Raw genomic sequence first — 21676 nt, forward strand, 5'->3', positions numbered from 1 at the left:
GCTCAGAATGTTTTCAGCGTGAAGGTAAACACCGTGCCATTTTGCTCACAGGACGAGACCTGCAGTTCCCCGCCGTGGGCGTCTGCAATCTGCTTCACAATGTATAAGCCCAGGCCAAGGCCGGCTTGGGGCGTGTGTTTGACAGGTCGCGAGTAAGGCTGGAAAAGCCGGGGCAGGGCCAATTCGTCGATCTTGCCCTGGTTTTTTACGCTCAGCGTGAAGTTGCCTTGGTCGATCTGTGCCGAGACTTCCACGGGGCCACCAGGGCTGCCGTGATGGACGGCGTTGGCCACCAGGTTGGACAGCAACTGCGCCAGCCGCGCGCGGTCGCAGCGTACGCCGCGCAGGTCGCCGATGTCGGCGTGGATGACACCCTGTGGATGAACGCTTTGCACTTCGGACACGCTTTGGCGCAAAGCGTCCTGCAAATCCTGGCAGTCATCCAACTGCAGGGGGATGCCACTGCCCATGCGTCCCCGCGCGAAATCCAATACGTCTTCCACCAATTGGGCTGCGCGACGACCGCTGGTGAGGATGTGCCGCACGATGTTGTCAGTGGCAGGATTGGGGTGCTTGCGCAGCAACCGCTCGGCGCCGAAGTTGATGGCAAACAGCGGGTTGCGCAGGTCGTGCCCAAGCACGGCGATGAATTGCTCGCGCAATTCGGCGGTGCCACGTTCTTCGTACAGGTCGGCTTCGGTGCGTTGCTGGCTTTCTTCGGCTTCGATTTGCAGCGATAGCACCCGGGCAAACGACTCCATGGTCGACTGGATCGTGCTGCTGCGCAGTTGCGCGGGGTTGGGGTCCAGGGCACAGATGGTGCCGAAAAAGCGCCCATCGGTACGGAACACTGGAACGGAAATGTAGCTTTCGAACCTGTACATCCGGGGGGTGTGATGGTCGCGGTAGAGCGGGTCTTCGCTGGCTTTGTCGATCACCACCGACACGTGGGAGCCACGGATTTCGTGGCATATGGTGGTGGTCAGGTCCAGTTCGCCACCCACGCCCAGGCCGAATTCCAGTTGGTCGAGCACCGCGCAGGCGGTCCAGGTGTCCTCCGTCACGCGGGCGACAGCGGCAAACCGCAGGCCAGTCATGTCACTGATGACGTTGAGCATGGCCGGAACCGCGCTGATGCGGCTGATTGTGGCGATGTCGGCGGCTTTCTGCCCCATGTAGCGGTCTCGATGTGGCGGCAATGGCTTAATGCCTTGGCTGATGCCTGGAAGTCTAACGACCTTACGTTAGGTAGGTGTAATTTCATTCGTTTTTGAGGTGTTTTTCCTACAGCTTGCCGACGAGCGTCCACAAAAAAACCGCGCCACCCTGGGGTGGCGCGGTTTTTCAAGAATTGAACTCAAGTGTCTTGCTTGTTTTCCAGCACTTCGCCGGTCTTGGCGTCGAGTTTCACATCCCACTTCACGTTGCTGGTATCACGCATCTCGACCTCGTACACCAGGCGACCGGCCTTGTCTTCCAGCTCGGTGTCGGTGATGGTCGCGCCGGCATGGGCGGCCAGGGCTGCCGCGTTGAGCTTCTCGAATGGCATCACGGCACCGGACTTGAGCAGGCTCGGAATCTGGTCCGGGCGAACGTCCGCTTGGGCGAGGCCGGCGGTCAGGGTCAGGGCGGTGGCGGCGAACAATGCGGTCAGGGTTTTCATGGTGTATGTCCTTCTGAGGTGAACTGTTTAAGTGGCCTCAGGTTAGCCAGCACAACTTAATTCACCCTTAATTATTTCAAGCAGTTGCGCAGTTTATTCAATCCGCCAAGCGCGCCGGATCGCATGCTCAGTCCTCGTTTAAAGGGAGACTCGGGATGAAACGGTTAGTGAGTTGGGTCTACGCGCCCGCATTTCTGCTGGGGTTTATTGGGTGGGGTATCTGGCAACCGCACTGGCTGGTAGTGGTGTTTGTGGTTGCGGTAGGGGTGTCATTCCTGATGGAGCAATGGCTGCCCTATGAGCGGCAATGGAACCGCAGCCTGGGCGATCGTCGGCGCGACACCCTGCATGCGCTGGTCAACGAAAGCCTGAATGCCGCAGGTTTGCTGATCCTGCCAGGGCTCACCGCACTGCTGGCGGTCGAGGGCGTCTGGCCACGGGGCTGGCCGCTGTGGGAGCAACTGTTACTGGCCATCGTGCTCGCCGACGCCGGCATCACCCTGATGCATTACGCCAGCCACCGCATCGCGCCGCTGTGGCGCTTGCATGCGGTGCATCACAGCGTGCAACGGTTGTATGGGTTCAACGGTTTGATGAAACACCCTTTGCACCAGATGCTCGAAGCCACTGCTGGGCTGCTGCCGTTGATCCTGCTGGGTATTCCGTTGGACGTGGCGCAGTTGCTGGCCTTGGCGATTGCCATTCAGTTGCTGTTGCAGCATTCCAATGTGGACATGCGCATGGGGCCCTTGCGTTGGGTTTTCGCGTGGGCGCCGGTGCATCGTTTTCACCATATGAAATACGGCCGCGCGGGGGATGTGAATTTTGGGCTGTTTTTCAACCTGTGGGATTGGCTGCTGGGCACGGCTTATTACCGCGAGGGTTATCGCATGGGGCCAGGCGATTTGGGCATTGGCAGCCGCCCGGATTTTCCGGTGGCGTATGGGGCGCAGATGCTGGACCCGTTCAAGCCGGTGCGCCTGAGCAAGGAGCCCTCACTGCCAGAGCAATTACGCTAACAGTTGCACATCCAGCTGGCGCAATGACGCGGCGGCCGTGACGCCGAACAGCTGCTTCATGGTCCGCGAAAAGTGCGCCGAATCGGCAAAGCCAGCGCCATGGGCCGCCTCGGTCAACGTGCTGCCGGCGAGTGCCAATTGCAGGGCGACGCGCAACCGGCGCCACAGCACCAAGCGGCGCACCGGCAAACCCAGTTGATGGCTGAACAGGCGTTCCAGCTGGCTCAACGACAAATGCGCGGCCTTGGCCAAGGCCTGCGCTGACACTTTACCGCTGAGTTGCTGGTCCAGGGCGGCGAGGGCACGTTCCAGGCGCGGATCCTCCAGGCTACGCCGGGGCAGTTGGCGCAATGCCTCCAGGGACAGGTCCTGATGCAGCAAGGGGGCGATATCAAACACCGCAGGCTCGGCATACAACACCGTCACTTCACCCTCGGCATCGAGAATGGCGTGGGTTTGCCGCGAAGGGATAAACAGGCGCCGGGCCGTGGTGACCTGGCCATCCAGGCTCACCGTGATCGGTGCGCCGGTGCTGCACATCAGTTGGTGTGCGTAGTGCGCATGGGGCGCAGTGCGCCCCAGCTCGCCGACGATCAGGCCGTAGTCACGCCCCAACCACAGGCGGCCTGACCATTGGGCCTTCACTCAGTACTTATAGTCGTTCAGCAGGTCCTGCACGCTGGACGACGGCCAGCGCTTGTAGAACTTCAACAGCTCGGCGGCGCGGTTGGTGAAGATGCCATCGACGCCGGCGCTCATCACTTTTTGGAAGTCCACAGGCTCGTCCACGGTGTAGACGTGCACCAGCAGGCCTTTGTCGTGGGTCAGCTTGTTCATCTCAGGCTTGACCAGGTCGGTGTAGCTCTGGTCGCCGTGGTTGGTCAGCTCAGCCGACGGGCCGGTACCGATCGCACCGAGGCTCTTGGCTTCGTCGACCCATTTTTCGAACTCGGCGGCGTCTTTTGGCTCTTGCTTGGCGTAGTAGGCGGCCTTGGTCGCTTCACCTGATTCAGCGAAGGTTTGGGTGGACTTCGGTTCGATACTGCCTGCACCCACCCACAACAGCAGGATTTTCGGGGTGTTGGGCATTTCTTTCTGCAGCTCTTTCAGGCTGTCTTTTTCAAACGTCTGCAGCACCACGCGGCCACGGCCCTGACCGACGCCGGTGTTGCTCTTGCCCAGCTTGGAGCCGGCGGAGCTCAGCCAGCCTTTGTCCAGCAGCTTGTTCTTCAGGTCGGCTTCGATGCCCGGGAATTGCTTGGGCTCTTTGGTCTCGATGTACAGGCCGGGTTTGTGCTGCGGGTTGCCTTCGGCGATCTTGATGATGTCGTCCAGGCTCTGGATCTTCAGGCCCACGAAGCCTGGGCGCGCGCGGTCAGGGTAGGCGGCGTTGAACCAGCTGCCGGCGTCGAGTGTTTGCAGTTCTTTCCAGGTGAATTCGTTGGCCGGGGCGTCTTTGCGCTCGGGGAACTTGGTGGCCACGTCGGTGGTGCGCTGCAGGTTGTTGTCGTGCAGGGCGAACAGCACGCCGTCCTTGCTGCGCTGCAGGTCCATTTCCAGGTAGTCGGCACCCAGGTCACGAGCAACCTTGTAGGCAGCGGCGGTGGACTCGGGGGCGTCATAGGAAGCGCCACGGTGGGCGATGACCGCCGGGTACGGAATGCCTTCGTTTGTTGCCAATTCAGCCGGGCTGATGGGGTCGGCAGCCTGTGCTTGGCCAAGGCCCAGCATTAGTGCGAGCAGCAGGGCGCTCTTGGTAAACGTGACAGGCATATGCGAAGTCCTTTCGTGGAGGTAACTTTGAGAAGGCGTCCTTTTTAACAATTGATTGCGAAAGGCGCTATCACCAAACCGACATTAACGTGCGCGCGGGCCAATTTTCTCGGTTTTTTTGTGGTGCATTGCAGTACTCTTGCCCGAAGCTGCCCCGTTAGAGGGCAGTAATTTCTGCCACGCGTGTAAACCATCTTTCCAGTCCCGGTGGGACTTTTCAGTGAGGTTTACCATGCGCATCACTTCCGAGCTTATCTGCCAGGCCGCCGACAGACTCCATGGTTTTGTCGGCCTGAACCGCAAGACCGGCCAGTACATCGTACGTTTCAGCGAAGACTCTTTCGGCATGGACGTGGCCGATGACGGCATCATTCCCACCGCCGAATTCGTCTGGCTGCCGGCCGCCGAGCACGCCATGACCTTGTCGCGCGAGCGTATCCAACTGCTGTTGGACCAGAATATCGACGACCGTATCAACATCACCGAGCCGTTGCGGGTGTACATGCGCCGGGTGGAAATTCCACAGATCAGTGCGTTGCGCAGTCTGGTGAGCTGAGTAAAACGACGCAGGTCGATTGTGGGAGCAGGCAAGCCAGCTCCCACATTCATGTTGCGTTAAAGCTGTAGGCCCGCTCCACCTTGCACACCCGCGTCTGAAACGCTGAATACCAGCTAGCCCGCCCTTGCTCACGCACCGCGCTATGCTCGGCCTGCTGCTTCCACGCCACAATCGCCGCCTCGTTTTCCCAATACGACACGGTAATCCCCAAGCCGTCCTCACGCGCCGATTCCACCCCGAGAAACCCTGGCTGCTCACGTGCCAACGCCAGCATGCGGCTGGCAGCCTCGCCGTAACCCTGGTCACCCTCGGTGCGCAGTGAGCTGAATATCACTGCGTAGTAGGGTGGGGCTGGTGTGCGGGCGATCATGCCGACAGCGCCTGGCAAGCCTTGAGCAGGGCAATCGCCAGCGGCGGCGTGATGCCCTTGAGCGCTGCGCGTTCGGGTTGAAACAGGGTGGCGACAAAAAACGGATGGTCGAGCAGTTCCACGGCGCGCAAATCCCCTGATGAATCATGGCCGCTGGGAATCAAATCGCCTTCCAGCAGGGCGTCGAGGAACTCGGGGTTTACGCCGTAGCGGCAGCGATAGCCTTCGCTGAGATCGAGGGTGCCGTAGGCCTCGGCGATGCGGGTGTAGAGCACCAGGCGCACGGTGTCGGTGGCTTCCACCAGGGCGCAACTCAATGGCGTGATGAGTGCGCGTGTGGCCTGCGGTGCCAGCTCGCCATGTTCGGCATCGGCCCAGCCCAGCACATTGCGGGCATATTCCAGTACTGCATGTTGAAACCCGCCACAGGTGCCGAGGAAAGGCCGCCGGTGCTCGCGGGCAAAACGGATGGCGCGCAGTGCGCCGTCGGTGTCGCGGTAGGGGCTGGCGGGTACGCACCAGAAGCCGTCGAAGTCGTGCAGTGAGGGCGGCAGTGTGTCGGTATCGAGCCATTGCACGTGGACCGTTAAACCGAGGCTGTCGGCGGCCTGTTCCAGTGCCAGTGGAATCGCCTGGTGGGCAGTGACGCCGGGGTTGTAGTCGCCGATCAAGGCGAGGTGCAGCGGGGTGTTTTTCATTGCGTGCGACCCATGGCTTGTTGTGTCCTGAGGCGCACTATAGATTGGCGTTCACGCAATCAATATTGGCGTTTACCCATATGTTCAATGCAGCAACGCACTATCAAATTGACTACCCTGACCTGTCGCTGATCCTTGCCCTGGTACGCGGTGGCACCCTGGCGCGGGCGGCGGCGTTATTGCGGGTAGATGTGTCCACGGTGTTCCGTGCGGTGCGGCGCCTGGAGGCGGCACTGGGCCAGACCTTGTTCGAAAAAAGCCGCGCCGGCTACCTGCCTACCGGCTTGGCCAGAGACCTCGCGCAGCAAGCCGAGCGTGCCGAGCAAGCCTTGGAGGCGGCACGTATCGGCGTGGAGCAGGGCGGCGAAGTGATCAGCGGCACGGTGCGCCTGACGTGCACCGACTCGGTGTTGCAAGGTTTGCTGCTGCCCGCCTTGGCGCAGTTCATGCCGGCGTATCCAGCGCTTGTCCTGGAGCTGAGCACATCGAATGATTTTGCCAACCTCAGCCGGCGCGACGCGGATATCGCCCTACGCCTGACGAAGACGCCGCCGGAGCACCTTGTAGGACGTTGCCTGGGTTCGGTGGTCTATCAGGTCTGCGCAAGCCCAGCCTACGCCCGCCAGCACGAGGGCGGTGCGTTAGCCGATCTAGCCTGGATCGCCCCGGATGACTTCCTCCCCGATCATCCCACCGTCGCCTGGCGGCGTGAGCACTTGCCGGGGGTGAGGCCCAGTTATCGTTGCAACAGCATGTTGTCGGTCACCGAATTGGTGCGGGCGGGGATGGGCGTGGCGGCGCTACCGGATTTTCTATTGGATGACGGTTTGCAGCCGTTGGGCCCCACGTTGGCGGGGCATGACACGGCTCTGTGGTTACTGACACGGCCTGACTGCCGGGCCTTGCGCTCGGTGGTGGCGTTGTTTGATGAATTGGGCAGGCATGTGCAGATGCGGTCATGAGTAAAGCAAGGAAACAAAATGTGGGAGCGGGGTTGCTCGCGAATGCGCAGTGTCAGTCGATCAATTAAGTGGCTGACACACTGCTTTCGCGAGCAAGCCCGCTCCCACAGGGGATTGGTGTGATATCAGGTTTTACGCACAAACTGCTCATGCATCTCGCACGTCAACGTCTCGATGCGCTCGGTCAACTGCTTGGTCATTTCCGTCAGCCGGGTGTTTTGTTCCAGCAACTCGAGCAGCTGTTTGGTGGTCTGCGCAGCCTGGGCCTGGCGCTCGGTATTGGCCACGGCCAGGGCTTCGCGATGTTGTGCGTCGGCGTCCGACTGGGCTTTGTCGCGAGCGGCCTGACGTGTCTGGGCCAGCAGGATCAACGGCGCCGCGTAGGCCGATTGCAGGCTGAACGCCAGGTTGAGCAAGATGAACGGGTACACGTCGAAGTGCGTGACGCCGGTCATGTTCAGCACCACCCACAACACCACGATGGCGGTTTGTGCACCGAGAAAGGTCGGCGTGCCGAAGAAGCGCGCAAAGGCTTCGGCCTTGAGGGCGAACGTATCGTTGCCGAAGGTGGGCGCCAGGTGGGCGTGGCCTCGGTGGAAACGCAAGTGGTCGACGGGGGCGGCTTCGGGCTTGTCGGGGGTCATGGCGGGCTCGGATCCTGTGCTTGAAGACAATCCAGCACTATAGACCGAGCCCCCCGTCAGGCGCATGAAGAACGGGTCAGTTGCCGCCACGCTCGTTGGCAAAGGCACTCACGGCCTGTACCGCGTCGCTGGTGCCTTCACGAATTTGCAGAATCACCGTGCCGGCACGGTTGGCCAGGTCAACACCCTGGGCTGCACGGTCGCGGGTACCCTCCATGCTGTCGATGGCTTGGCGGGTCTCATCCTGGATCATCGCGATCATGCTGGAGATCTCGGCGGTGGAGCCGCTGGTACGCGCCGCCAGCTGCCGTACCTCGTCGGCCACCACCGCAAATCCGCGGCCTTGTTCACCGGCGCGCGCCGCTTCGATGGCGGCGTTGAGTGCCAACAGGTTGGTCTGGTCGGCAATCGCGCGAATGGTGTTGACGATGGCTGTAATCTGCTGCGAGCGCTCGCCCAGCTTGGCGATCAGTTGCGAAGATCCGTCGATGTCGGCGGCAATCTCGCGCATGCCGCTGGCCGTTTGCTGGATTACTTCGGCGCCTTTTTCGGCAATGTCCCGGGTGGTCAGCGAGATGTGATAAGCCTGGGCTGCGCTCGCTGCATCGGCGCTGTGTTGTTGCACCATGGCGGTTACGTCGGAGGCGAACTTGACCACCTTGCACAGGCGTCCGCTGGCGTCGTATACCGGGTTGTAGTTGGCTTCGAGCCACACGGTCTGGCCATTTTTATCCACTCGCTCAAACTGGCCGCTGAACATTTCGCCCTGGTTCAGGCGCCGCCAGAAATCGCCGTAGGCCGAGCTGTTGGCGATTGCCGCTGGGCAGAACAGGCGGTGATGCTGGCCTTGGATCTGCGCCAGGCTGTAGCCCATGCGCTGCAGGAAATTGGCGTTGGCCGTGATGATGGTGCCGTCGAGGTTGAACTCGATCACCGCCATGGCCCGGCCGATGGCGTCCAGTTTGGCGTTGGCTTCACTTTCGGCTTGCAGGCGTGGGGTAACGTCCATCGCGTACTTCACCACCTTGATCACCTGGCCTGCCTCATCCCGTACCGGGTTGTAGCTGGCTTCCAGCCAGACCGACTGGCCAGTGCCCGCAACACGCTCGAAGGTCCCGGACTGGAATTGGCCATTGCGCAGGTTCGACCACAACTGGTTGTACTCGGCGCTGCGGGCGAACGCCGGGGTGCAGAACAAGCGGTGAGACTGGCCCGCGAGCTGCTCGGCGCGGTAGCCCATGGTGCTGAGGAAGTTGTCGTTGGCCCGCAGCACATTGCCTTGCAGGTCGAACTCGATCACGGCCATGGAGCGCTCGATGGCGTCCAGCAGGCTGGCCTGTTGGGCCACTGTGTGGTGAAGGGTCGCGATGGTTTTTTTGTGGGCGTTGAATAGCGGCATGTTCGTAGGCTCGGGCAAGCAAGCGTCGGGGTTATCCATGCAAGGTCGCCTGCCCCCGTAGGGCGCTGGGCTCTACGGTTGACGTGCTCATTGTCAGCTTCCTGGTGCTGACAGAGGGAGTGGAACAACGGGTTCAGAGTTGCGCGTTGTGTCAGAAGTTCGGCCCCGGAACAGGCACTTTTCACACAAGGCGACCAATGGCGGCATTATGCTATTGCCGTGCGCACGGGTAGGAAAAATCAGACGAGGTGTCATAGGACAACTTCAGGCGGAATGAGCGACCATTTTTTCGCTGACATTGACCCGGTTGCGGCCGGTGTCCTTGGCTGCGTACAGCGCCCGGTCTGCCGCATTCAGCCACATTGCCGCATCGGTGAACGACGGTTGAAAGCTGGCCAGGCCGATACTCAGGCTGACCCGCAATTCCGGGATTTGCGGGTTGCGGTAATTACCGAAGTTCTCGCGCATGCGCTCCATGACCTGCGCAGCTTGCTCAAGGGGCATCTGCGGAAGAATCACGCAGAACTCATCGCCTCCGTAGCGCCCGGTCAGGTCGTTTTCCCGCAAGCTGCTCCGCAACTCCAGACTCAACTGGCGCAGCACCGCGTCACCGACGATATGGCCGTGGGTATCATTGATCCGCTTGAAGTGGTCAATGTCGATCAGCGCAATGGTGGCGTGGCCTTGTTGCTGTTGGCATTTGTGGAACTTGAGTTGCAGCAGATCTTTCCATGAGCCGTGGTTGAGCAGGCCGGTGAGGCTGTCGATGCGGCTCAGTGCGCTGAGTGCGCGTTTGTGTTCCGACAGTTTGATCGCCAATTGATAGCAGACCATACCGATGGCCATGGGGTAGAACGTGAGCATCGGCAAGCAAGCGTAGACCTGTGCCAGGCTGACCGAGGGGTTGAAGTGCAGGCCAAACAGCAGGCCTGCCACTCCCACGCCAAACGCTTGCGCCAGCGCACCGCGCAACAACAAACGCTTGCCGCCCGCAGCGACGTTGTTCATGGAAACCATCGACAACAGGGTGACGCTGGTCAATGGGGCGAATTGCAGCGTAGCCACCCAAAATCCGCTGAATAACGCGTCCCACACCAGGTTGCGTTGTTCGGCGTCGTAGGGGAATTTGGAGCGAGTCGCCAGTTGATACGCCAGATGCGGCCAGACAAAACCGTTGATGAACAGCAATGCCCAGACCCAGTCAGGCTTTGTCAGCGGGGACAGGGCGGCAATCACACTGATACAGCACATGGCTGTGCCGATGATTCTTGGCCTGTAGATGCGCCTGGCAAACGAAAGCCCTTTGCCTTGTCTGTTTTCCATAGATTCCTGGGTCAACTCTTTTTGCAGATACGACAACACGCGTTCGCGAGGTAACCGTTGATCGGATAACACCTGTGAATATTGTCAGTGATTCGCGTGGGAATAATCAGTGTCCTTTCAGGCCATTTGCGCAAAACAGAGGGCGAATGCGTCAAAAGCGACCTGAAATGTCGTTCATACAACAGGGTTTTACTGCGCAGTAGGGGCAGTAACCTCATAACCGGCTAAAAACAGGTCAATGGCCGACTCGATCACACCGGCCTGGCTGGCGGCGTCGAGGATAGGTTGGCCGAGGGTAATCTGTGGCCAAAACGCGAAGGCCTTGAGCATGCCTTGGATCTGGTGGGCGGCAAATGCCGGATCATTGCCGCTCAGCCGACCGTCTTCTTGGGCGGCGCGTACCCACTGGGTGAAGCCTTCCTCCCGCTTGCTCAGGCGATTGACCATGTCTTGCGCACGTTCCGGCGAATGGATGGTGGCGGCGATGGCAACGCGAGCCAGGTCGAGGAAATTGGCATCCGACATCATCTGCATCTTCGCCTCCAACAGCCCGCGCAATTGATCTCGCAGCGGGCGGTTGCGGTCGTAGCTCACATCCAACTGTGCGACGCTGCTGGCCCAGAGTTGATGGAGAATTTCGGCGAACAACTCTTCCTTGCTGGGGAAGTGGTTGTACACCGTGCGTTTGGACACCCCTGCGGTGGCGGCAATCTTGTCCATGCTGGTGACCTCGAAACCGTTATCGCGAAACTCGGCGATGGCAGCAGCCACAATGGCTTCGCGTTTGCGGTCGGTGAGGCGTCGAGGGGCAGTCATGGGTGGCGCTCGTCTCTTTCAGGAAAATTACACTCGGTAGTTTACTTGTTCCGAATTTTGTTGCAATCTTGAAACTACACTGTGCAGTGTAATTTATGAGCGGACCAACGGAGTCTCCTGATAATGGCCACCATTTCATCGCGTATCGACCCTTCACCTGTGGCGCTCAAGCCTGCTGAACAGGATCAAGGCCACTTCAGTAATGACGCCCCCGTGCAGCACGGCGGCTTTGGCAAAACCCTGCGTATCTTCTGGAACATGCTGTTCAACAAACCGCGCAGTACGCGACCGGTAGGGCAAATTCCGGTGCATCCGCTGACCCGCGAGCAGTTGATGGCGGCACCTGATCACAGCGTATTTCGCCTCGGGCATTCCACCGTGCTGCTGAAAATGCGCGGCAAGTTCTGGGTTACTGACCCCGTATTCGCCGAGCGCGCCTCGCCATTCAGTTGGGCCGGCCCCAAACGTTTCCATCAGCCGCCCATCAGCCTTGAAGACCTGCCGCCGTTGGAAGCGGTGATCCTTTCCCACAACCACTACGATCATCTTGACCACAAAGCCGTCGTCCAGTTGGCTGCGAAGACCCGTTACTTCCTGGCGCCGTTGGGTGTCGGCGACATCCTGGTCAAATGGGGCGTAAATGCCAGCAAAGTGCGGCAACTGGATTGGTGGCAAAGCACCGAGCTCGATGGCATTCGTTTTGTTGCGACGCCCGCACAGCATTTTTCCGGGCGCGGTTTGTTTGATGCCAACCAGACCCTTTGGTGTTCCTGGGTGATGATCGACGGCGCGCGGCGGATTTTTTTCAGCGGCGACACCGGTTATTTCGATGGCTTCAAGCGCATCGGCGAGCAGTACGGCCCGTTTGATCTGACCCTGATGGAAACCGGTGCTTACAACGTCGACTGGCCACACGTGCACATGCAGCCGGAGCAAACCTTACAGGCGCATATCGACCTCAAGGGCCGCTGGCTGCTGCCGATTCACAACGGCACTTTCGACTTGGCGTTCCATGCCTGGCACGAGCCATTTGACCGCATCATGGCCCTGGCCTGGGAGCGCAACGTATCGATTACCACGCCGCAGATGGGGCAGGCGTTCAGCTTGAACCAACCTGAGCGTGGGCATGCGTGGTGGTTGGCGGTGGAGACCCACGGTGTTGAAGAGCGTGCCGTAGGGTAGAAGGCAGCTGTCCTGGAAAAAGGAATTTTCAGGGTGTTTCCACCTTGCGACAAGCGCCCGATGACGGTGCGATGATCCCGGGAATTTTAATGCTCGGGAGTCGCTCAGGATGGACGAAAAGTGTAGGAAATATTGGCGCCCATGCATGCCTTGCCCCACAGGGCGCGCCCCATCATCATTCTCAGACTGCATTGCGCCGTCGACGTTTTCCGACAATACAAACGAAAGCCCAGGCAAACGCGGGATTGCGTTCGGGGGTGCGCCCCACGCTTCTGAACATTCGGTAACAAGCACCCCCGTTCCCAGGCTCGATGTGCCTGGGCCGCTGATGAAAACTGTCCGTGATCCGGCGTTGTCACTCAATGCCTTGAGTGGCATCGACCCCTCGGGACCCTTAATGGTGGAAGTCCCCGTAGTACTGAATAACAGCACCTTCACCTCGGTTCAGGCGTTGGCTGGCTGGCGCATAGGGTTTGCCCACCAATATGTGGGCGCTGGAGAGGCTGAGGCCACATGCCACAGTGCGGCGTTCCTCCAAGCCTTGAATACCCTGCGCTCGGCGGGTGCGCTATTGGTGCCGGTGGAGTCACATCGCAGCGACGCTGCCAATCAATTCACCCTGCAGACTCGAAATGAAATCGATGCATGCGTAAGCGAACATCGTCTTGACGCCGTGGTGTCTGAAAGTAGCAGTGCTGCGTTTCACAGCGCCTGCAAGAGCGGGTACCCAGGGTTGTGTGAGTCTCTTGTGGATGGAACGAAGCTTTGGTTTTACGGCGCCCGCTGGGCAGGTGATCGTTTGATGGCACTGGTGCAGGTTTATCGTCAGCTACTACAACAGGCCGTCTTGATGCCCACGTCAGAGAGAGAGTGATCGGACCGGGCGGCAGGATTTGCCTCAACGGCGCAGCGTGGTTGGCTTCTTAGACTGGTGCCGGGTTATCCATGGATAACCCTAACATTCAGTCAAATAGAGGGGCATTTCATGATTGGACCAATTTCGTCCATGGGGTGGGCAACGGGCCTGCACCATACACTTTCCAATCCTGTGCAAGGCTTCAAGAGCGCCTGCCAGATGTCGGGAGAGATGGCTGGGCAAGGTGGGGTGACGTCAGAGTCCCTGATTAAAGACTCATTGAAGCAAATCGCCAACATTGATCAGGGGTTACAAGGCGGTAATGCGTTTGTCGAAACCAACCCAGATGCCCGGAAAGAGGCAAAGGCGCGAGATCATGAACGCGCCAAGGGCCAAGTGCGCGGTTATCTACACGGCGTTCCGATAGCGCTCAAAGATGTGTTTGAAACCCAAGACCGCATGCAGACAAGCGCAGGCTCCAAGGCGTTGGTGGGGACCCCAGCAAATAAAAATGCCAAGGTCGTCGACAATTTGTTGAAGGCGGGTGTGGTGATCGTGGGTAAAACCAACATGAGCGAGCTGTCCAACTTTCGGTCTGAGTCACCGGCTGATGGGTGGAGCTCACGCGGCGGCCAGACGCTCAATCCCCATCGGTTAGGTGGCCAAGTAGCGGGGTCGAGTTCAGGTTCTGCGGTGGCAGTGGCCCAAGGACACGTGCCGGTGGCCCTAGGGGTTGAAACCAATGGTTCGATTATCGCCCCCGCAGCGTATAACGGCGTTTTCGGCCTAAAAACCACAGCAGGCTTGATCAGCACCGAGGGCGTCATGACCAGCTCCCGGCTGGATACAGTCGGTACGTTTACCCGAACTATCTGTGATGCGGCGGAAGCCCTTAACGCCATGACCGAAACCCATACCTACGACGATGGGTTACGTGCTGATGCGTTAAAAGACAAGCGAATCGGCTATACGCCTTTGCCTGAATTGTCTGCAGACGATGCACGTAACCCGGCAATACGAGCGGACAGGAAGCACTTTGAGCAGGCGCTTGAAGTACTGAAGGACAAGGGTGCGATTCTGGTGCCGATAGGCCGATTGGATGATGGCGTTTCGCAGGAAACCTATGAGGGCTATAACGATGCCCTCTTTGCAGACGTCAAACATCAGCTCGAAGGGTACTTGGCCGGCCGAAACGGGTTGCCGGTCAAATCGTTGTCGGAACTGATCGCGTTCAACAAGCGCGACCAGCAGCCTGGAGATCCTGACCAGGCGCTGCTGGAAATGATAAATGGCTTGGACGTGCCTCAACAGCAACGCGAAAAGTTGTGGGAAGACATCGTGCCAGTCTTCCAGAAAACCATCGATGAGCCGCTCAAGGAACATAAGCTCGACGCGATGCTCTCGAACTTTCTGTCCCACAGCTACTTCTTTAGCGCTGCGGCGGGCTACCCAGGCATATCGATCCCGTCCGGAATGGATGATGAAGGTATGCCAACCGCGCTTCACCTATACGGTTCGGGTAACAGCGAGGCTACGTTGCTGTCGATTGCCTATGGTTATGAACAGGCATCGCAAGCGATCAGGGAACCTGCCTTTCTGCCTGGCGTACCTTTCTCGCCAGAGTCTGTGAATGCAGACGAAGCGGTTGATATGACAGAAAAGAGCGACTGACCGTACTTAAATCTCTACGTGCAGGAATGCAGTGGCGAATGTTTCCAGTGTTTGAGTCGTAAAGCGAAGCGCGGCTTACCCCAGGCCATGGAAGGAGGCCATGGCCTTGGTTGAACGCCAGAACGCTGCCTATGTTGAGTGTGATGATCCCGTTGGATGCTAGACACCATTCGGTTGGGGGGCTGTCGAACCCATCAAGCGAGCGATGATGCCTTGCGCAGCGGGCTCAGTGGATTCGCTGTCAAACCGGCGCACACTCATCCCCCACCCCGGTGCAAACCCCGGGAAAAACACCAGCCCCTCAGCCTCCAGCCTAAACGCCAGGGTCAAACGGGTTTCATCTTCGACCTCGGCGTGACTTTCAAAGCGTTGCACCTCATCCACCGCTATACCAGCCTGGCGGGCCAGGTCTTCCCGACTCCAGCCCAGCATCGCACGGGCTTGTACACTGTGTTTTGCGGTGAATTGATGCAGGACGATCTGTTGTTCGACGAAAGAGCTCATTGCCAGGGAGGACATGGGGGTTTCTCCAGGGTTTGACGGGGGAGGGCAAACTATACTGTGTTTTTGTACAGTTGTTTTGACCGCTCATCAACTGGATTTTTCCTCAGCGCCTGCGCTGCTCTATTTTGAGGTATGTCATATCGTGCTTTCTAACTGTACAGCCGCTCGGTCGGCTTGGCCGACTGGAATGCGAAATATTCAAACGCTAACAGACACGCAGGAGGATGTGATGGCTATTTCCGAAGGCGATTGGAATAAATTCAAAGAGCTGAGAAAAATTGCGCTTGAGCGCTTCCACCTTGGCGTACTGAGTAACGCTAAGTCCGTCAGTGAGAATGAGGCCCTCTCCCCGGTCAACCGCTACAGGACGCTGTGCCGCCTGGTTATGGGGCGTGACAAGGACATCGTCAGAATATTCGATGGATTCAGTCGTTCATGGGCTCTCGACAGTCTGGCCCTGATGGTGGCCCATGATCTGTTGACTGATACCGAACTTGAAGTGCTCAGTGAAGGTGCGCGAGACGCAATTAGTTATGCGGTCAGGCAGCCTTATGAAATCAATTGGGTTGATCTACCTGAATCAGCCCCCTAAGCACTGGCTAAACACCCCGTCTTGTCCTTAAGGAAAAACAGTGGCACTGACTTTCAATTGTTCACACGCCGCCTGTGATTTCTTCAGCCGTATTCACAAGGGCAAGAAAATCACAGCGGTCCAGCAAGCGCCGCCAATGCAAGCGTCAGGAGAGGTGCTGCATACGGATTTCGATCAGTGGCTGGTACACGCAGCGACCGTTCAGCGTAAGCATGTATTGCTAGCGATCCATTTGAAAACCCGCTACTGCATGTTGTTTTTTGACATGAAAAAAGCCGATGCCGAAGGCTTTGTGCAGGCGTTTATCAATCGCTGGACAATCGGCGTTATGGATCTACTCATGAAGTGCGGGGCGCTCGACTTCGTTGACCCGCAGATCCCGCAGCAATTGTTGAAGGAACACTGCCAATCCTTTGTTATGTTCCCGCGCGGCGATCGCAGTGCTCAAACACACATCAATGAAGTGCTTCGTTTTTTCAAATGGGATGCTGAAGATTTTGATTTTGTAAACCAACCCTGGAGCGCTCTTTACTACGACGCTCGTACTAACCACACGCCAAGAACCATCAAGGGGCAGAAGGACTACATCTTTCCCGATGAGGAAATGTTGATTCACTGGTTGATAACGGTAGGTAGCGTGCCTGTGCTGAAGGCTGAACAGATACGTGAGATCTATCGGCGATCGTTACGTGCTCAAGTTGATTAAAGGTCTTCCACCCCTGGCGCCTCTCGAATAATCAAGTGGTCCAGGTTTTCGATATTTGCGCTGAACACCCCGAATGTCTGTTCGGGGTGTTTCTTGCTCGGTACCTGTCGCAGCTCCGGCGTTACTCCATAGAAAAAGCAATACAACGGCCGCTCGCTCTCTGCCGCTGCCTTCATCTGCTCCAGGAACGCCTTGCGCTTGCGATAGTTCTCGATGAGTTTTTTGCTCAGGTAGACATTGACCGAATAGGGCTTTTTGTCGAGCCACACCTTCTTTTCGAAGTCGATGCGAAAGCTGCTGGTGTAGTCCTTGATCGCCTTGATCTTGCCCCAATAGATAAGGCCCTGATTGTCTTGCAGGTATTCGATCTTCTTGAAAAACGTCCAGTAGGTGGCGGTGTGGTCGCCGATTTTCAACGGCATGGACTTGAGCTTGTCCTTGTCGTCGACGTTGGACACGTAGCACTCCACCGGGTGGGCGAATACGCTGGTTTTATCTGGGGTTGTGTCGCTGACGAGCAGGGGAGTGGACGCTCGGCTTGAAGGTGCTTTCGTTGAATCTAGTGGGACGTTTCCTTCTGAACCTGCAACGAGTGTCCTTCGCTCGTATTGACGTCGCGTCAGTACAAATTCCGATGGGAAATTTTCCTCCCGTTCGTCGTCGTTTTCACGGGTTGCAGCCTTGTGCGTGCTGGCGTAGCGGCAACCTTCGATATGCCGGGTACTGATCTTGTTCTTGAAGTGGGGCGTGCGCAGGTAGTTGACGTTCTTGGCGTTGAAGGTGCTCAGCGTATTGCCTGTATCGAACGCCACACGGCATTCATCGTTGGGGCACTGGAAGCTGTCCTTGTCGGAATCGAAGGCAGCGGTTTCGTCGAAATTCAGGTCTCTTACGTCGTAGATCGACAGTTTTTCATCGAGACTCAGGCTATAGGCCGTGTCGAATTTCATGGGGCTCGGGTCCGTGAGTAGTTTCGCTATTAATAGCGGGATCCAGCGCAAATATCAGCAAGAACCTGCTACGCGCCGCCCACTCAAGAAACACAGAGAGCCGCCCACCGCAGTCAGTGCCCCCAGCGCATAAAACATACTGGTCGGCGCCGCATTGATCAGCAAATACCCACAAATCACCGGGCTCATCGCCCCGCCAAACGCCGCCAGGTTTTGCGCGCCGTAGTAACTGCCGCGCAGCGCATCCGGGGCGATGGTGTCGATAAATAGAAATTCCGACGGGTAGATGATCATCTCGCCCAGGGTGAACACGAACATTGCCACGCACCAGGTAACCAGGCTGTCCGCCAGGCTGAACCCGATCAACCCGCAGATGAACAGCAGGGTACCCAACACGATCCAATAACGCAGTTGCTCGCGTTTGAGAAAACGGCCGATCTGGTACTGCATCAAAATCACGGTGATGGCATTGCACGCCAGCACCGCAGACAGAATTTTCAGCGCTTCGGCGGGCTTGTAGGCCACCAGCAAAAACTGTGACAGATAAAGCGTATAGCGCCCGTGGACTATGGTGCTCAACAGGCTGCCGCTGGTGAACAGGATCAACGTGCGATCACTGCGCAAGGTGCGCAGGGTAGTCAGGAAGCTCAAGGGTTTGTTGCTGTCATCCCGTTGGGTGGGCGGGATGCCGATCATCAGGAACAGGCTGCCAAACGCGATGGCGCTGGCGATCAGGAATGGCGCCAGTTGCATGTGGCCGGCGATCACCACGCCGATCATTGGGCCGGTCGCGTAGCCAACGTTGGTCAGCGTATAGCGCAACGAAAACACCTTGGCCCGGTCGCCCACCGGCAGGTTCTCACTGATGATGGCTTTGGAGCCGATCAGGAACAGGGCCGACGCCGCTTCGGTGATCACCAGGGTCAACGTGGTGAGGTAGAGGTTGCTGGCAAAAGTCAGCAATAGAAAGCCTATGGAGCTGGACAGCATGGCCAGGATCAGCAGCTTGCGCTTTTCCAGGCGGTCGATGATGTAGCCGCCGTACAGGCCAAGCAGTGTGGCGATGAACACGGCGATGCCCATCAGCAGGCCGATGTCCTGTTGGTTGAGGCCTAGGCGGGTGCTCAACAGCAAGGCCAGCAACGGGCTGGTCATGGCGCGGCTGACCACGATGGTCACCGAGCAGATCATCAGGCGGCGGATTACCAGGGAGTAGGTGGCCACGGTGGGGCGAGCGTCCTTGTTATTTCTTGAAAACGATGGAGATCCAATGTGGGAGCTGGCTTGCCTGCGATAGCGGTATGTAAGGCGCCTGATGCTTGGCTGATACACCGCTATCGCAGGCCAGCCAGCTCCCACATTTTCAGAGCATGGTTTTACTGGCCGGAATTGATGGTGATTTTTTCGACCGCACCTTGCTCCAGATCCCACTTCTTGAGGATCTTTCCGTAGGTGCCATCGTCAATCATCGCCTGCATGGCCTCACTGATCGCAGTAACCAGCTCCGTGTTGCTCTTCTCAATCCCAAGCCCGGTGAACTGCTTGGAAAGCGCCAGGCCCACTGGCTTGTACTTACCTTTATCCAGCGACATCAGGTAAGGAATGGTTTCGCTACCCTGCATCGCCGCATCCAGACGGTTCTGCTGCAACTGCGCCCGCGCATCCGCCGAGCCTTCGGTGCCGATCACCACGATGGCTGGCTTACCAGCGGCTTCGCAGTTTTCCTTGCTCCACGCGGCAATTTCCGACGGCCAGGTAGTACGACGGCTTGTGCCGACTTTTTTACCGCACAGATCGGTCAATTCCTTGAGGTCTTCACGCTTGGCCAGGGTGTACAGCTGCGGGCCGCTGGTGAAGTAGTCGATAAAGGTCACTGCTTTTTGGCGCTCGGCGGTGTCGCTCATGCCCGACAGCACGATGTCCACACGCTTGGTGGTCAGCCCGCTGAGCATCTGTTCGAAGCCGGTTTCCTGCCACTTGATCTTCACGCCCAGGCGCTCGGCCAGAGCGTTGCCCAGGTCGAAGTCCAGGCCGGTGATTTTGTTGGTGGCGGGGTCCTTGAAATCCATCGGTGGGTAGTTCGGCACGATGGCCGCGCTGATCTCACCCTTGTCCTTGATTGCCGCCGGCAATGCCGCGAAAACTGCAGTGGAGGCCATCAGGCCTGCGAGCAACGTTGGGATAAACAGTTTTTTCATGGGGGCGTTCTCGTTTGTTTTTTAGTTAAGTGCGAACGGCAGAAATAAAGCTTTGGGTACGCGGGTTTTGTGGGCTTATTAGAATTTCTTCGGGGCTGCCAGCTTCCACAATCTGGCCGGCATCCATAAACACCATGCGGTTGGACACTTCACGGGCAAACCCCAATTCATGGGTGACCACGATCATGGTCATGCCGGTGGTGGCCAAATCACGCATTACCGACAGCACTTCGCCTACCAACTCCGGGTCGAGGGCTGACGTGGGTTCGTCAAACAGCATCAACTTGGGGCGCATCGCCAAGGCACGGGCAATCGCTACACGCTGCTGTTGCCCACCGGACAATTCCACCGGGTAGGCATTGCGCTTGTCCGCCAGGCCGACACGGGCGAGTAGCTCCAGCGCGTCTTCGGTGGCTTCCTTGGGCGAGCGCTTGAGCACCTGGCACGGGCCTTCGATGATGTTCTGCAGCACGGTCATGTGCGGGAACAAATTGAAACGTTGGAACACCATGCCGGTGGCCAGGCGCTGGCGGGCGATCTGCGATTCGTTCATTTCATGCAACTTGTTGCCGACCACCCGGTAACCCACCAACTCGCCGTCGACCCACAGGCCGCCCTTGTCGATTTTTTCCAGCTGATTGACGCAGCGCAGCAGGGTGCTTTTACCGGAACCCGACGGGCCGATGATGCACATCACCTCGCCTTGCTCGACCTCGATATTGATGTCCCGCAGGGCGTGATACTGGTCGTAATACTTGTTCAGGTTGACGGCCTTGACGATGCTTCTCATGGGGCAAATCTCCTCAACCCAAACTTACGAACGCTTGCCGGCGCCGCGGGCAAAACGACGCTCAAGGCGGCTTTGACCAAATGAAAGAACAGTCACCACCGCCAGGTACCAGATGCCGGCCACAATCAGCAGCTCCATGACCCGTGCGTTGGCGTAGTAGATGTTTTGCGCGTTGTGCAGCAGCTCCGAGTATTGGATCACGCTGGCCAGGCTGGTCATTTTCACCATGCTGATGAACTCGTTGCCTACAGGCGGAATGATCACCCGCATCGCCTGCGGCAGAATTACCCTACGCAGCGCTTGCAGGCTCGGCATGCCGATGGACTTGGCGGCTTCGTACTGGCCAGTGTCTACGGAAAGCAAACCGGCACGTACCACTTCGGCGGTGTATGCGCCCTGGTTGATACTCAGGCCGAGCAGGGCGGCCACGAATGGCGTCATCAGGTCGACGGTGTCGATGCTGAACACGCCAGGAATCGCGATCACCGGGAAAATCAGCGCCAGGTTGAACCACAGCAGCAGTTGCAGAATCAGCGGTGTACCGCGAAACAGCCATGTGTAGGTGATGGCCACATAACGCAGGATCGGGTTGGCCGACATGCGCATGATCGCCGTGATCACCCCGATCACCACGCCCAGCGCCATCGCCAGGATCGACATGACGATGGTATTCACCAGGCCCCACAGAATGGCCTCAGACGTGAGGAACTGACCGATGTAGGACCATTCGATCTGGCCATTGGCGAATGCTCGCAACAACGCCGCCAGCGCAATCACGATCAACGTGGCAAAAAACATCCGTCCGTAATAACGACGTGGCACGTGCTCGTACTGCGTGATATCGAACTGGTTCTCGGACAACTTGCGCTCGGCTTCCAAGCGCTCTGCCGGGGTTTGGTTCATGGTGCTACTCCAAAAACTAACAACGCTCTAACTGCTGTACGCGGTCCAAATGTGGGAGCTGGCTTACCTGCGAAGGCGCCAGCCCACACACCGCAGAT

Annotated in this window: 24 protein-coding genes and 1 pseudogene; 8 read left to right on the plus strand and 17 right to left on the minus strand. The window is 58.3% G+C overall.

All coding sequences use genetic code 11. The annotated features are described in order from the left end of the window. Nucleotides 1-2: 2 nt before the first annotated feature. Nucleotides 3-1175 carry a GAF domain-containing sensor histidine kinase gene (locus CFE47_RS19245; protein ID WP_286839457.1) on the minus strand — a complete coding sequence of 391 codons (1173 nt, stop codon included), beginning with the start codon at nucleotides 1173-1175 and terminating at the stop codon, nucleotides 3-5. Nucleotides 1176-1357: 182 nt separating this feature from the next. Next, on the minus strand, nucleotides 1358-1663 hold the full coding sequence (locus CFE47_RS19250) for a PepSY domain-containing protein (RefSeq protein WP_286839459.1): 306 nt from the start codon (nucleotides 1661-1663) through the stop codon (nucleotides 1358-1360). Nucleotides 1664-1818: 155 nt separating this feature from the next. On the opposite strand from CFE47_RS19250, the gene CFE47_RS19255 reads away from it, so the two are divergent. After that, a complete protein-coding gene (locus tag CFE47_RS19255) occupies nucleotides 1819-2682 on the plus strand; it encodes a sterol desaturase family protein (protein WP_286839461.1) in 864 nt (287 codons plus the stop codon). On the opposite strand, the gene CFE47_RS19260 is transcribed toward CFE47_RS19255, so the two are convergent. Together CFE47_RS19260 and CFE47_RS19265 are read right to left on the minus strand one after the other, a co-directional pair. After that, entirely contained in the window at nucleotides 2674-3327 is a 654-nt protein-coding gene (locus CFE47_RS19260; protein ID WP_286839463.1) for a helix-turn-helix domain-containing protein, read from the minus strand. The genes CFE47_RS19255 and CFE47_RS19260 overlap by 9 nt on opposite strands. Beyond that, nucleotides 3328-4455: a glycerophosphodiester phosphodiesterase family protein gene (locus tag CFE47_RS19265; protein ID WP_185707876.1), complete on the minus strand. Its 1128-nt coding sequence runs from the start codon at nucleotides 4453-4455 to the stop codon at nucleotides 3328-3330. A gap of 232 nt (nucleotides 4456-4687) precedes the next feature. Between CFE47_RS19265 and CFE47_RS19270 the strand changes: the two genes are divergently transcribed. Further along, nucleotides 4688-5011 carry a DUF2025 family protein gene (locus CFE47_RS19270; protein WP_286839465.1) on the plus strand — a complete coding sequence of 108 codons (324 nt, stop codon included), beginning with the start codon at nucleotides 4688-4690 and terminating at the stop codon, nucleotides 5009-5011. A 49-nt stretch (nucleotides 5012-5060) separates the two neighbouring features. On the opposite strand, the gene CFE47_RS19275 is transcribed toward CFE47_RS19270, so the two are convergent. Then, nucleotides 5061-5384: an antibiotic biosynthesis monooxygenase family protein gene (locus CFE47_RS19275; protein ID WP_286839467.1), complete on the minus strand. Its 324-nt coding sequence runs from the start codon at nucleotides 5382-5384 to the stop codon at nucleotides 5061-5063. After that, entirely contained in the window at nucleotides 5381-6082 is a 702-nt protein-coding gene (locus CFE47_RS19280; protein ID WP_286839469.1) for a CTP synthase C-terminal region-related (seleno)protein, read from the minus strand. The genes CFE47_RS19275 and CFE47_RS19280 overlap by 4 nt, the downstream gene beginning before the upstream one ends. A gap of 80 nt (nucleotides 6083-6162) precedes the next feature. On the opposite strand from CFE47_RS19280, the gene CFE47_RS19285 reads away from it, so the two are divergent. Further along, nucleotides 6163-7044: a LysR family transcriptional regulator gene (locus CFE47_RS19285; protein ID WP_286839471.1), complete on the plus strand. Its 882-nt coding sequence runs from the start codon at nucleotides 6163-6165 to the stop codon at nucleotides 7042-7044. Between the two features lie 125 nt (nucleotides 7045-7169). On the opposite strand, the gene CFE47_RS19290 is transcribed toward CFE47_RS19285, so the two are convergent. The 5 genes and pseudogenes from CFE47_RS19290 to CFE47_RS19305 all read right to left on the minus strand — a co-directional run bounded on the left by CFE47_RS19290 (nucleotide 7170) and on the right by CFE47_RS19305 (nucleotide 11226). Continuing rightward, nucleotides 7170-7688 carry a DUF1003 domain-containing protein gene (locus CFE47_RS19290; protein ID WP_185707870.1) on the minus strand — a complete coding sequence of 173 codons (519 nt, stop codon included), beginning with the start codon at nucleotides 7686-7688 and terminating at the stop codon, nucleotides 7170-7172. A gap of 76 nt (nucleotides 7689-7764) precedes the next feature. Next, nucleotides 7765-8316 carry a methyl-accepting chemotaxis protein gene (locus tag CFE47_RS31810; protein WP_376750119.1) on the minus strand — a complete coding sequence of 184 codons (552 nt, stop codon included), beginning with the start codon at nucleotides 8314-8316 and terminating at the stop codon, nucleotides 7765-7767. After that, nucleotides 8317-9126 (minus strand): annotated as a pseudogene (locus tag CFE47_RS31815) (PAS domain-containing protein); the annotation flags it as partial. A gap of 225 nt (nucleotides 9127-9351) precedes the next feature. Beyond that, nucleotides 9352-10410 carry a diguanylate cyclase gene (locus tag CFE47_RS19300; protein ID WP_286839475.1) on the minus strand — a complete coding sequence of 353 codons (1059 nt, stop codon included), beginning with the start codon at nucleotides 10408-10410 and terminating at the stop codon, nucleotides 9352-9354. Between the two features lie 189 nt (nucleotides 10411-10599). Continuing rightward, on the minus strand, nucleotides 10600-11226 hold the full coding sequence (locus CFE47_RS19305; protein ID WP_286839478.1) for a TetR/AcrR family transcriptional regulator: 627 nt from the start codon (nucleotides 11224-11226) through the stop codon (nucleotides 10600-10602). 123 nt (nucleotides 11227-11349) lie between these two features. Here CFE47_RS19305 and CFE47_RS19310 point away from each other — a divergent pair, with 123 nt between their 5' ends. From CFE47_RS19310 to CFE47_RS19320, 3 genes are all read left to right on the plus strand, one after another. Then, nucleotides 11350-12408, plus strand: coding sequence for an MBL fold metallo-hydrolase (locus CFE47_RS19310; RefSeq protein WP_286839481.1), 1059 nt, complete (start codon nucleotides 11350-11352; stop codon nucleotides 12406-12408). A gap of 328 nt (nucleotides 12409-12736) precedes the next feature. Beyond that, complete coding sequence (locus tag CFE47_RS19315) at nucleotides 12737-13282, plus strand: hypothetical protein (RefSeq protein ID WP_376750118.1); 546 nt, start codon at nucleotides 12737-12739, stop codon at nucleotides 13280-13282. A gap of 201 nt (nucleotides 13283-13483) precedes the next feature. After that, nucleotides 13484-14935 carry an amidase family protein gene (locus CFE47_RS19320; RefSeq protein ID WP_286839521.1) on the plus strand — a complete coding sequence of 484 codons (1452 nt, stop codon included), beginning with the start codon at nucleotides 13484-13486 and terminating at the stop codon, nucleotides 14933-14935. 159 nt (nucleotides 14936-15094) lie between these two features. On the opposite strand, the gene CFE47_RS19325 is transcribed toward CFE47_RS19320, so the two are convergent. Beyond that, nucleotides 15095-15454: a helix-turn-helix domain-containing protein gene (locus CFE47_RS19325; protein ID WP_286839486.1), complete on the minus strand. Its 360-nt coding sequence runs from the start codon at nucleotides 15452-15454 to the stop codon at nucleotides 15095-15097. A gap of 214 nt (nucleotides 15455-15668) precedes the next feature. Here CFE47_RS19325 and CFE47_RS19330 point away from each other — a divergent pair, with 214 nt between their 5' ends. Both CFE47_RS19330 and CFE47_RS19335 read left to right on the plus strand, forming a co-directional pair. Continuing rightward, nucleotides 15669-16031, plus strand: coding sequence for a hypothetical protein (locus CFE47_RS19330; RefSeq protein WP_286839488.1), 363 nt, complete (start codon nucleotides 15669-15671; stop codon nucleotides 16029-16031). 40 nt (nucleotides 16032-16071) lie between these two features. Next, nucleotides 16072-16737, plus strand: coding sequence for a DUF6933 domain-containing protein (locus CFE47_RS19335; RefSeq protein ID WP_286839490.1), 666 nt, complete (start codon nucleotides 16072-16074; stop codon nucleotides 16735-16737). Here CFE47_RS19335 and CFE47_RS19340 read toward each other — a convergent pair. The 5 genes from CFE47_RS19340 to CFE47_RS19360 form a co-directional block, all read right to left on the minus strand. Then, entirely contained in the window at nucleotides 16734-17687 is a 954-nt protein-coding gene (locus CFE47_RS19340) for a hypothetical protein (RefSeq protein WP_286839493.1), read from the minus strand. The genes CFE47_RS19335 and CFE47_RS19340 overlap by 4 nt on opposite strands. Nucleotides 17688-17741: 54 nt before the next feature. Next, nucleotides 17742-18911 (minus strand): MFS transporter, encoded by a 1170-nt coding sequence (locus tag CFE47_RS19345; RefSeq protein WP_286839496.1) that lies wholly within the window; start codon nucleotides 18909-18911, stop codon nucleotides 17742-17744. A gap of 152 nt (nucleotides 18912-19063) precedes the next feature. Next, nucleotides 19064-19885, minus strand: a complete 822-nt coding sequence (locus tag CFE47_RS19350) for an ABC transporter substrate-binding protein (RefSeq protein WP_286839497.1) — start codon at nucleotides 19883-19885, stop codon at nucleotides 19064-19066. A gap of 25 nt (nucleotides 19886-19910) precedes the next feature. Further along, nucleotides 19911-20675, minus strand: a complete 765-nt coding sequence (locus CFE47_RS19355; protein ID WP_016974699.1) for an amino acid ABC transporter ATP-binding protein — start codon at nucleotides 20673-20675, stop codon at nucleotides 19911-19913. Between the two features lie 24 nt (nucleotides 20676-20699). Next, nucleotides 20700-21578 carry an amino acid ABC transporter permease gene (locus CFE47_RS19360; protein ID WP_105695533.1) on the minus strand — a complete coding sequence of 293 codons (879 nt, stop codon included), beginning with the start codon at nucleotides 21576-21578 and terminating at the stop codon, nucleotides 20700-20702. Between the last annotated feature and the right edge of the window lie 98 nt (nucleotides 21579-21676).

Origin of the sequence: Pseudomonas sp. PGPPP1, from assembly GCF_002255865.1 — a bacterium.
Lineage (GTDB): Bacteria > Pseudomonadota > Gammaproteobacteria > Pseudomonadales > Pseudomonadaceae > Aquipseudomonas > Aquipseudomonas cremoris.